General features: G+C 62.7%; 10 protein-coding genes. 1 reads left to right on the top strand and 9 read right to left on the bottom strand.

All coding sequences use genetic code 11. The features are described 5' to 3' along the window. The 6 genes from B4E36_RS19615 to B4E36_RS19590 all read right to left on the bottom strand — a co-directional run. Window positions 1–750 (bottom strand): TAXI family TRAP transporter solute-binding subunit (locus tag B4E36_RS19615; RefSeq protein WP_345900724.1); only part of this gene is annotated, 750 nt, incomplete at its 3' end. Window positions 751–1156: 406 nt separating this feature from the next. Continuing rightward, complete coding sequence (locus B4E36_RS19610; protein ID WP_292058130.1) at window positions 1157–2014, bottom strand: D-amino-acid transaminase; 858 nt, start codon at window positions 2012–2014, stop codon at window positions 1157–1159. 95 nt (window positions 2015–2109) lie between these two features. After that, entirely contained in the window at window positions 2110–2829 is a 720-nt protein-coding gene (locus B4E36_RS19605) for a sulfate transporter family protein (RefSeq protein WP_292058132.1), read from the bottom strand. 96 nt (window positions 2830–2925) lie between these two features. After that, window positions 2926–3456, bottom strand: coding sequence for a hypothetical protein (locus B4E36_RS19600; protein WP_292058134.1), 531 nt, complete (start codon window positions 3454–3456; stop codon window positions 2926–2928). 195 nt (window positions 3457–3651) lie between these two features. Then, window positions 3652–4884 (bottom strand): iron-containing alcohol dehydrogenase, encoded by a 1233-nt coding sequence (locus B4E36_RS19595; protein WP_345900723.1) that lies wholly within the window; start codon window positions 4882–4884, stop codon window positions 3652–3654. After that, window positions 4884–6362: an NAD-dependent succinate-semialdehyde dehydrogenase gene (locus tag B4E36_RS19590; RefSeq protein WP_292058138.1), complete on the bottom strand. Its 1479-nt coding sequence runs from the start codon at window positions 6360–6362 to the stop codon at window positions 4884–4886. Before B4E36_RS19590 ends, B4E36_RS19595 begins: the two co-directional genes overlap by 1 nt. A gap of 274 nt (window positions 6363–6636) precedes the next feature. On the opposite strand from B4E36_RS19590, the gene B4E36_RS19585 reads away from it, so the two are divergent. Then, entirely contained in the window at window positions 6637–8241 is a 1605-nt protein-coding gene (locus B4E36_RS19585; protein WP_345900722.1) for an NAD(P)/FAD-dependent oxidoreductase, read from the top strand. Between the two features lie 105 nt (window positions 8242–8346). Here B4E36_RS19585 and phoB read toward each other — a convergent pair whose 3' ends face one another. Genes phoB through pstB form a run of 3 tightly spaced genes read right to left on the bottom strand, consistent with a single transcriptional unit; the run spans window position 8347 to window position 10588 of the window. Next, the gene (gene phoB, locus B4E36_RS19580; RefSeq protein WP_018065334.1) at window positions 8347–9030 is read right to left on the bottom strand and encodes a phosphate regulon transcriptional regulator PhoB; all 684 of its coding nucleotides are present in this window, start codon (window positions 9028–9030) and stop codon (window positions 8347–8349) included. 22 nt (window positions 9031–9052) lie between these two features. Continuing rightward, complete coding sequence (phoU, locus tag B4E36_RS19575) at window positions 9053–9772, bottom strand: phosphate signaling complex protein PhoU (RefSeq protein WP_018065335.1); 720 nt, start codon at window positions 9770–9772, stop codon at window positions 9053–9055. Window positions 9773–9784: 12 nt separating this feature from the next. Continuing rightward, complete coding sequence (gene pstB, locus B4E36_RS19570) at window positions 9785–10588, bottom strand: phosphate ABC transporter ATP-binding protein PstB (RefSeq protein ID WP_026173565.1); 804 nt, start codon at window positions 10586–10588, stop codon at window positions 9785–9787. Window positions 10589–10652 lie beyond the last annotated feature (64 nt).

Below are 10652 nucleotides of genomic sequence, written 5' to 3'. Positions count from 1 at the left end.
CTCGTCGATATGAACGCCGACGGTCGCCTTGCGCTGGGTGAAGTGCGGGTTGACGGCCTGCAGCCGCTCCCAGCCCGCGGTGTCGGAAAACGGCATCGCCAGCCATTTCAGGCCCTGCGGCGAGGCCGCCGCCTGTTCCAGCACGCCGCTGCCGGAGGTCACCGCCGTCATCGCGTCGATCTGGCCGCTGGTGAATGCCTGCCAGGCGCCGCCATAGCTCGGCTGATCGACCAGTTCGACATCATCGACGGTGAGGCCGCCAAAGGCGAGAAACGCCCGGACATTGGACTGCAGCGAGGGCGAGCTCACCACCCAGCCGATCTTCTTGCCCTTCAGGTCCTGGATCGAATTGATGTCGCCATTTTCGGCAACGCCCATGGCCACGCCATTGTCGGCGCCCGCGAGATCGACGGCCGTCAGCTTCTGCGGCCCGAGGTCGGGCGTGGCATAGCTCAACACACCCTCGAAGGCATAGAAGGCATCGCTGCCGGCCAGCGCGAAGGGCACCCGGCCCTCGCGCGCCGGCGCGATCCGCGAAAGGTCGGTGGAGGCCGGCAGTACGCGCAGCGAAATGCCATAGGCATCTTCCAGCGCCTTGCCGACCGCGATCGACTGGTTATAGCCAAGACTGCCGGTGTCGAAGCTGGTCCAGACCAGCGTCTTCGGCAGGGTCACGGTGTCATCGGCGGCGACAGCACCGCCAGCCACCAGGCAGAGTGCGCCGAGCGCCATGCGCGCAATCATGTTCATTGGTCTTCCTCCTCGTCATTTTCGCTGACTTCCCGGCATGCAGGCGCAATCGCTGCCCATCCGCCGTCCCAACCCGACGTTAAGATGACTTGCGTTTTGGAGATATTTCAATCCGGATGCGTTTCGCCTGTCGGAATGATCTCGGCGCCGGATGACGGGAAGGCGGTCGCGCGGAAACACGAAAAGGGCGGCCCGGTGGAACCGCCCAAATTGAAGGAATTTCCAGAGCCCCAAAATGGAGCCCAGCAAAAAAGAGGACGGCTCCGCGCGCTCGTCATGAACTGGAAAACCGCGTCAGGAGAATCCGCCGATAGCGAGACCGGGGAGGCTTGAGCCTGATCGCGATGCTGCTGCGACAATCATACGCTTTAGCGCACGATGCGCAGATTCAATAAGTGAGAGGGCTTCAAATCGCGTTCGCCCGCCGATCGGCGATGTAGAGGTCGCGCAGTTTCAGGCTGATCTCGCCGGGCTTGCCGTCGCCGATCTTGTGGCCATCGATCGCAGTGACCGGCGTCACGAAATTGCTGGCAGAGGTGTAGAAGGCTTCCTTGGCGGTCTTGGCCTCTTCCACCGTGAAGGCGCGTTCCTCGACCTTGAAGCCGTTGCGGGCGGCAATCTCGAGCGCGGTGGCGCGGGTGATGCCGGGCAGGATCTCGCGCGACAGCGGGCGGGTCACGACCACGCCGTCCTCAGTCACAATATAGGCGGTTGCCGAGGTCTGCTCGGTGATGAACCCGTCCTTGACCATCCAGGCATCGTCCGCGCCCTTTTCATGGGCCTCCATCTTGGCAAGGCTCGGATAGAGAAGCTGCACGGTCTTGATGTCGCAACGGCCCCAGCGCAGGTCCTCGACCGTCACCACGGTAATGCCGTTCTTGCCAGTGGCCGCGCCCAGCACATTCTTCTTCTGGGTGAACATCGAGAAGGTCGGGGTCATGTCCTTTTCGAACATGAAGTCGCGGTCGCCGGGATTGCCGCGCGAGACCTGCAGGTAGATCAGCCCCTCGGTCATGTCATTGCGCTTCGCGATCTCGCGATGAAGCGCAAGCAGGGTATCATCATCGGTCGGCATGGCGATGCCGATGGCCTTGGTCGAGCGCTTCAGCCGCGCGGCATGGCCGTCATAATCGAGCAACTTGCCGTCCAGAACGCAGGTGACCTCGTAAATCGCGTCGGCAAAGACATAGCCGCGATCGAAGATCGAGACCTTGGCCTCTTCCTCGGGCAGCCATTCTCCGTTGAGATAAACGATACGGCTCATCGCGCGCTCCTGCGTTTTCGTGGTATGAAAATGTCATAGCGGCTCGCAGGCTTCGATTCAAGCGCGAAATCTTCGTTGTTTGTTGCGATAAGAAATCAATTTTCCGCACGAACCACGGCTTTTACCAGATCCATGCGCTTGAACAGATGCATCATGAAGGCGGTGGCGAACAGCGGGGTCGCGAGATTGACGATCGGGATCGCCACGAAGCCGGCGACGATCAGGCCCGCGAGGAACACCGTCAATCCGCGCTTGCGCCGGAACGCCCGGGCCTCGGGCGGGCTCATGAACCGCATTGCTGCGAATTCGAAGAACTCGCGTCCAAGCAGATAGCCGTTGACGACGAAAAACGCGATCAGGTTGACGCCCGGCACCAGCAGCAGCAATAGCGCGAAGATATTGCCAAGGATGACGACGCCGAGAAAGGCCAGCGCCTCCTTCATGGCGGCGAAGACCGGCAGCGCCTCGCCCGGCGGATCATCGGGATAATGATTGCGCTCGATATGCTCGGCCGCCTCGTCAAGAAAGATGCCGGCCACCAGCGCGGAGACCGGCGCCATCAACAACGCAAGGCCAAGCGCCAGCCCGACCGCGGCGAAGATCAAAAGGACGAAGGTGATCCAGCCGGTCCATTCCGGCATGGTCGGAAACAGGTTCTGAAGCCAGGGAACGGCAAGCCACATGAACAGGCTGCGGATCGCAACCCATAATCCGATCAGGCAGAGCAGCGAAAGGCCGAGCACCTTCCACAGGATGGCGCGCATCTTCGGGTCGATCAGATCGTAAAGCGCCCGGCGGGCGGCATCTATCAGCATGGTCGGCTCCAGCATGCAGGCAAGGACCGGCCTTGGCTACACCGCGCAAGGCTTCCTGCGCGATGTAGGGTGGTTTTTCACGTGAAACAAGCGGCTTCAGGCCGGGTGATGCTGTTGCTGGGCGAGCCAGTCGAGGCTTTCGCGGAAGCCGGTGAGGTCGGCCGTCGCCACTTCCTGGCTTTCGGGGCCGTCATAGGTCACCATGATCGCGTCCTCGCCGACCCTTGCCGCCGCCAGCACCGGCTGGACGATCTTCGGATCGGTGGTCACATAACCGCCCTCGGCATCATCCTGCCTGAGCTGGTTGACCTTGATCGCGGCGACCTCCTCGCCGTCCACCGAGATGGTGAACTTGCCATCGCTCGGGAGCGTGTCCCAGCCGTCGATCGTCGGCAGCACCATCATGACCGGCGAGTTCGCACCGCTGGTCCGCACGAAGGAGGGGATCGCCAGGCCGCCATCATTGGCCGGCAGGTCGCTGGTCGTCAGCCGGCAGGTCATGGCGGCATTGCAGGCCGCGTTCCAGGTGGCGCCGGTATCGAGGATTTCCGCCGCCGAAGCCGTGGTCTGAAGCGAAAGCACGCCAACCACCGAGGCCGCCAGCCCCGCGTATACAAGTGAACGCATTCTCATGAACGTTTTCCTTTCTGCACATTGACAGCGCGGCGACAATGGCTCGCCCTTCACGCCCAAATTGTGACGTGTGCGAAAGGCATTTTTTGAGCGATTGCTGATGGAAAACAAGAGGTTGCTGTGGGCTTGGCAAGAAGCGGCGGGGTCGCCCCCGCCAAGGCGTCCAATCCGCATATTGGCGGAACCGGCCTACGCCCACCAGCTCCGGTCGCCGGCAAGGCCGCGGGCCAGCACCTTGCGGACCGCATCCTCGGTCAGCGGCGCCGGATTGTTGAGCACCAGCCGGGTCGCCTTGACCGCCGAGCGGGCGATCTGGTCGAAATGGCGTTCCTCGATCCCGAGCGATTTCAGTTCCAGCGGCGTGCCGGTCTGTTCCAGCAGCGCCTCGATCCTTTCGATCGCGGCCCGACCGTTCTCCTCCGGCGAGGCGGCGCTGTCGGCGACATCGAGGCAATGGGCCATCTCCGCGAATTCCGCCGTTGCATAAGGCAGGTTCAGCCGCATGACATAGGGCAGCAGCGCGCCGACGCCGAAACCGTGGGGGGTGTGGCCGATCGCCGCCATCGGGCTCTGGATCGCATGGGCCGCCGCCGTGCCCGTCGTATTGATCGCCATACCGGCGCAGTAGGCGGCGAACATCACATCCGACCGCGCGGCGAGATCGGCGGGGTTCTCGACCACGCGCCCAAGCGAGCGGTTCATCAGCCTGAGCCCCTTCTCGCAGAACATGTCGGTGATGCGGTTCTTGCCGACATAGATCTGGGTTTCGATCTGTTCAGGGCTCGGGTTCTTCGGCTTGGCGGTATAGGCCTCGACCAGATGCGACAGCGCGTCGGCGGCGGTCGCCGCCGTCAGGCCGGGCGGGCAGGTAAGCGTCAGCTCCGGATCGATGATCGCGATCGCCGGCTCGATATGGGCATCGGCGACCGCCATCTTCATGCCGGTCTCCTCATCGAAAACGATCGCGAGGCTGGTGACCTCCGCGCCGGTTCCGCCGGTGGTCGGGATGGTGATCACCGGAATGCAGGGGCCCGGCACCGCGAACTCGCCGAAATAATCGCGCACGTCGCCGCCATGGGCGAGCACGGCCGAGGCTGCCTTGGCGAGATCCATGCAGGACCCGCCGCCGACGCCGATGATGACATCGACAGCGCTCGCCATCCCGGCGACCTCCATGACGTTGCGGCGCGGCAGGTCCGGCTCGGCCTGATCATAGACCGAAACCGCAAGACCACATTCGCGCAGGTCCTCGGCAAGCGCCGCAAATTCCGGGGTCGTCGCCATGCGGGCGTCGGTGACCACCAGCGCGCGGGTTCCGAAGCCGCGTGCATAACGGCCAAGCTGGCGGCGTTGGCCAGGGCCGAACAGCACCGTTTTCGGCTGGCGCACGAGGCCGAGCCCCAGCGTATTCTCCATCGTCATCAGCTCAGCGCCTCGTTGACCGTGACCGCCATGTATTTCTGCTCCATGAATTCATAGATCCCCTCCTGCCCGGCCTCACGCCCGATGCCCGAAGCCTTGGTGCCGCCGAACGGGGCCTTGGGATCGGCCATGATGCCGCGATTGATGCCGACCATACCGAACTCCAGCCGTTCGCCAAAGGTCAGCGCGCGCGACAGGTCCCTTGTAAACACATAGGAGGCCAGACCGAAATCGCTTTCATTGGCAAAGGCGAGCGCCGCCTCCGGACCATCGACCGAAAAGATCGCCGCAATCGGCGCGAACAGTTCGTTCGAGCACATCACTTCGTTGCGGCCCTCAAACCGCACCACCGTCGGCTCGAAGAAATAGCCCTCGCCCGCCACCGGCTTGCCGCCGGCAAGCAGCTGGCCGCCGGCATCGGTGAGCTGCTTCAGGGTCTCGCCCAGCCGATCGCGCTGCTTGGCCGAAATCATCGGCCCGACATCGACCGCGCCCATGCCGTCGCCGACCTTCAGCGCCTTGACCTTGGCCACGAATTTTTCGGTGAACGCGGCCTCCACCCTTCTGTCGACGATGATCCGGTTGGCGGCAACGCAGGCCTGGCCGGCATTGCGGAACTTGCAGATGATCGCCTGCTCGGCCGCGAGATCGATATCGGCATCATCGAGCACGATGAACGGCCCGTCGCCGCCAAGCTCCATCGATGCGTTGAGAATGTTGCGCGCGCCCTGCTCCATCAGCAGGCCGCCAACCCCGGTGGAGCCGGTAAAGGAGACCTTGCGCAGGCGCTTGTCCTTCAAAAGCGGCTCGGAGACGCCGGAGGACTTGGTGGTGTGCAGCAGGTTGACGACGCCTGCCGGAAAGCCCGCATCATGCAGCACTTCCACAAACAGCGCGCCCGTGAGCGGCGTTTCCTGGGCAGTCTTGGTGATCGTGGTGCAGCCGGCGGCAAGGGCCGCGCCCGCCTTGCGCACGATCATCAGCAGCGGAAAATTCCAGGGTGTGATCAGCAGACAGGGCCCGATCGGCTGATGCTTGACCACGACCCGGAAATCACCGCTGGAACTGTCGGAATAGGAACCGTGGATATGGGCGCTCTGCTCCGCGAACCACAACAGGAAATCGGCGGACAGCAGGAATTCCGCCCGCGATTCCGTCAGCGGCTTGCCGCTTTCGAGCGTCATGATCTTGGTGAACGCTTCCTCGCGCTCCATCATCAGACGGTAGGCCTTGTGCATGAGGTTGGCGCGGGCGCGCGGCGCAAGCTTTGCCCAGCCGGGCTGGGCCGCGGCCGCGGCATCAAGGGCGGCAAGCGCCTCGGCCGAACTCGCATGCGACACAGTAGCGACCGGCCGTCCGTTTGCCGGGTTCATCACCTGAAACTCTGACGGCCCTTCCACCCATTGGCCGCCGATATAGAGCCTGCGATCAGGCATCAAGGCCTCGTGATCCGTGGAGAGCGGACTTTGCGTGTTCATGTCATACCATCCTTGGTGAAGCGGCGCTGGTGGCTGCCTTTTAATATGTTCGTATTACGGTATTATAGGATTATGATCATGACAAGGGCATTTTGCGTCATTGACGATAATACCGTAATACCATATGAGTGTGTGAAAGCGAGGTCTGCGGCGCATTTTTTGCCGCCGGCAGAAACAGGCACAAGACCAAGCGCCGGCTCCGCGACCCGCTTAAAGATAAAGGCCGGCGTGCGCCTTGCCGCCGCAAGATTTGACGAGAATGGGAGGTTTCACAATGAACGCGGTATCGCACAAACAGCTTGAGCTCGATGTCGCCATCATCGGCGCGGGCGTCGGCGGGCTCTACGCGCTGCACAAGACGCGCAACGTGCTCGGCATGAAGGCCGAAGCCTTCGACGATGCCGGCGGCGTCGGCGGCACATGGTACTGGAACCGCTATCCGGGCTGCCGGGTCGATACCGAATCGACCGTCTACACCTATTCCTTCGACCTCGACATGTTCCAGAACTGGGAATGGTCGGAGCGCTATGCCAAGCAGCCTGAAGTACTGAACTATCTGAACGCGGTCGCCGACAAGCACGCCCTGAAGCGCTCGATCCATTTCAACACCCGCATCGCCAGCGCCGAATGGAAAGAGGACGAGGGCCGCTGGCTCCTGACCACCACGGGCGGCGATACCGTGAAGGCAAAATATGTGATCGAGGCCGTGGGGCTTCTCTCCTCCTCCTATGCCCCGCAGTTTCCCGACCAGGACAAGTTCAAGGGCGAGGTGCTACTCGCCTCGAAATGGCCGGACACCGCGCCCGACCTTGAGGGCAAGCGCGTCGGCGTGGTCGGAACCGGCTCGACCGGCATCCAGATCATCACCGCGCTCGCCGACAAGGTCGGCCATCTGCATGTGCTGCAGCGCACCGCGCAATGGGTGGTGCCGCTCGGCATCGGCCCCTTCCCGGCCGAGACGCGCGAGAAGATCAAGGCCGATCCGCACGGCTTCCGCGACTGGGCGCTGAGCACGGCGGCGGTTTTCGGCTTTGACGAAAGCACCGTTTCCGCGCTTGAGGTCGACAATGAAGAGCGCAAACGCGTCTACGAAAAGGCCTGGAAAAAAGGCAATGGCTTCAGCTTCCTGCTCGAAACCTTCTCCGATATTCCGGTGACCGCCGAGGCCAACAAGACGGCGACAGACTTCATCAAGTCGAAGATCGACGCCATCGTCACCGACCCCGAAGTCGCCCGCAAACTGACCCCACGCGACTACTATGCCAAGCGTCCGCTGGCCGCCGATAATTATTACGAGACCTATAATCGCGACAATGTCACCCTCCACGACGTCAAGGCGGAGCCGATCGAGCGCTACACCGAAAACGGGCTGATCGTCGGCGGCAAGGAACTGGAGCTCGACGTGGTGATCATGGCCACCGGCTTCGACGCAATGACCGGCAACTATCTGAAGATCGACACGATCGGGCGCAACGGCGTGCGGCTGAAGGATGCCTGGAAGAACGGTCCGCGCGCCTATGCCGGCATGACGATCGCCGATTTCCCGAACCTTCTGATGGTATTCGGACCCTTCAGCCCGTTCACCAGCCAGCCGCTGGTGCATGAATGGCAGGTCGACTTCCTGTGCGACCTGATCGAGAAGGCCGAACAAGGCAACGGCATCATCGAGACCACGAGAGAGGCCCAGGACGACTGGGTGCGGGTGTGCCAGGAAGGCATGGCCGGCACGCTGTTCGAAGTGACGGACAGCTGGATCAACGGCGCCAACATTCCCGGCAAGCCCCGCACATCGATGTGGTACATGGGCGGCATGGGCAATTACATGACCGAAATGAACGCCATCCGCGACGACAATTACCGCGGTTTCGAAGTCCGCTGATCCCGGTCGCCGAAAACACGGGATCGCCCGGACTTCGGTACAATGGACGCTCCGGCGCACAATCTCCGCCCTCAAGGGTGGAGATTGGCGGTGCTATGCGGCCCCTTACACCTCCATCGAATAGCCGGCACCACGCACGGTGCGGATCACGTCGGGCATTTGCGAGAAGTTGAGGGCCTTGCGCAGCCGTCCGACATGGACGTCGACGGTACGTTCGTCGACATAGATGTCATGGCCCCACACACCGTCGAGAAGCTGGGAGCGGGAGAACACCCTTCCGGGCGAGGTCATCAGGAATTCGAGCAGCCGGAACTCGGTCGGGCCGAGGCGGACTTCCTTGGCCTTGCGGTGAACGCGGTGGGTCTCGCGGTCAAGCTCGATATCGCCGCATTTGAGCACGCTGGAAAGCACTTCCGGCCGCGCCCGCCGCAGGATCGCCCTGACGCGGGCCATCAGTTCCGGCGTCGAGAACGGCTTGACGACATAATCGTCGGCGCCGATCGCAAGACCGCGCACCCGCTCGCTTTCCTCGCCACGCGCCGTCAGCATGATGATCGGCAGGCGTTCGGTCTCCGGCCGCATCCGCAGCCTGCGGCAAAGCTCGATGCCGGAAACGCCCGGCAACATCCAGTCGAGCAGCAGGAGGTCCGGCACCCGCTCCTGCAGCCTGAGTTCGGCCTCGTCGCCGCGCGCGATCGTCTCGACCTCGTAGCCTTCCGATTCAAGGTTGTAGCGCAGCAGGACGCTCAGCGCTTCTTCATCTTCGACAACTGCAATCTTCGGAACCATCTCGTGCCTCTGTCAAATGGTTTCAGGACTTGCTCTCGCCGGAGCCGACCGAGGGCGACATGTCGTCCTTCGGGCGTTCTCCCTGCGGCTGGGAGCCGGTGGCGATGTAGTAGATCATTTCCGCAATATTGGTGGCGTGATCGCCGATGCGCTCGATGTTCTTGGCGCAGAACAGAAGATGCGTGCAGGTGGTAATGTTGCGCGGATCTTCCATCATGTAGGTCAGAAGCTCGCGGAACAGCGAGGTGTAGATCGCGTCGATCTCCTCGTCGCGCTCGCGGATCGAATTGGCCTTGTCGGCCTGGCGCGAGGTGTAGGCGTCGAGCACTTCCTTGAGCTGCAGCAGCGCCAGTTCCGACAGGTGCTCGATGCCGTGGGCGAGCTTGCGCGGAACCCCGGTGCCCTGCACCGAGATCACCCGCTTGGCGGTGTTCTTGGCCATGTCGCCAACGCGCTCGAGGTCGGCGGCGATGCGGATCGCGCCCATGATCTCGCGCAGGTCCGCCGCCACCGGCTGGCGCCGCGCGATGGTGACGATCGCCTTTTCGCCGACCTCGCGCTCGGCCTCGTCCAGCGCCAGATCCTCGGCGATCACCTTTTCGGCGAGTTCGGTATCGGTGTTGACCAGCGCCACGACGGATTGCGAGACCATCTCTTCCGCCATGCCGCCCATTTCGGAAATCCGGCGCTGGAGATATTTCAGCTCCTCGTCGAAGGCCGATATGATATGCGAGTGTGCCATCTGTGCGTCTCCTTAACCGAACCGGCCCATGATGTAGTCCTGGGTGCGCTGGTCCGCGGGATTGGTGAAAATCGTGTCGGTGTCGTCCTCCTCGACCATGTAGCCGAGATGGAACATCGCCGTGCGTTCGGAAACGCGGGCCGCCTGCTGCATCGAATGGGTCACCATCACGATGGTGTAGTTCTGCTTCAACTCGCTGATCAGTTCCTCCACCCGCGCGGTCGCGATCGGGTCGAGCGCCGAGCACGGCTCGTCCATCAGGATCACTTCCGGGCTGACGGCGATCGCGCGGGCGATGCAGAGCCGCTGCTGCTGGCCGCCGGAAAGGCTGGTGCCGGGTTCCTGCAGACGGTCCTTGACCTCGTTGAACAGGCCCGCCTTCTGCAGGCTGGTCTCCACGATCCGGTCGAAATCCGAACGGTGGCGGGCAAGGCCATGGATGCGCGGGCCGTAGGCGACGTTCTCGTAGATCGACTTCGGAAACGGGTTCGGGTTCTGGAAAACCATGCCGACGCGGGCGCGCAGCTCCACCACATCGATGCCGGAGGTATAGATATCCTCGCCGTCGAGCGTGATCGTGCCGGTAACCCGGCAATTGTCGATCGTGTCGTTCATTCGGTTGAGCGTGCGCAGAAAGGTCGACTTGCCGCAGCCCGACGGGCCGATCAGCGCGGTGACGGCATTCTGGCGAATGTTCAGGTTGACGTCGAACAGCGCCCGCTTCTGCCCGTAATAGACGGAAACATCCTTGCCGACCATCTTGTAGGTTTGTTCGTTCATGTTTCCGCTCATTGTTCTTTTCGCATCAAGGGTCATTCTACCAGCGCCGCTCGAAGCGGCGGCGGAGAATGACCGCGGTCAGGTTCATCAGGATCAGGAA

Origin of the sequence: Martelella sp. UBA3392 (assembly GCF_002358775.1) — a bacterium.
GTDB classification, from domain to species: domain Bacteria; phylum Pseudomonadota; class Alphaproteobacteria; order Rhizobiales; family Rhizobiaceae; genus Martelella; species Martelella mediterranea.
This window is presented reverse-complemented; position numbering and strand designations above follow the sequence as displayed.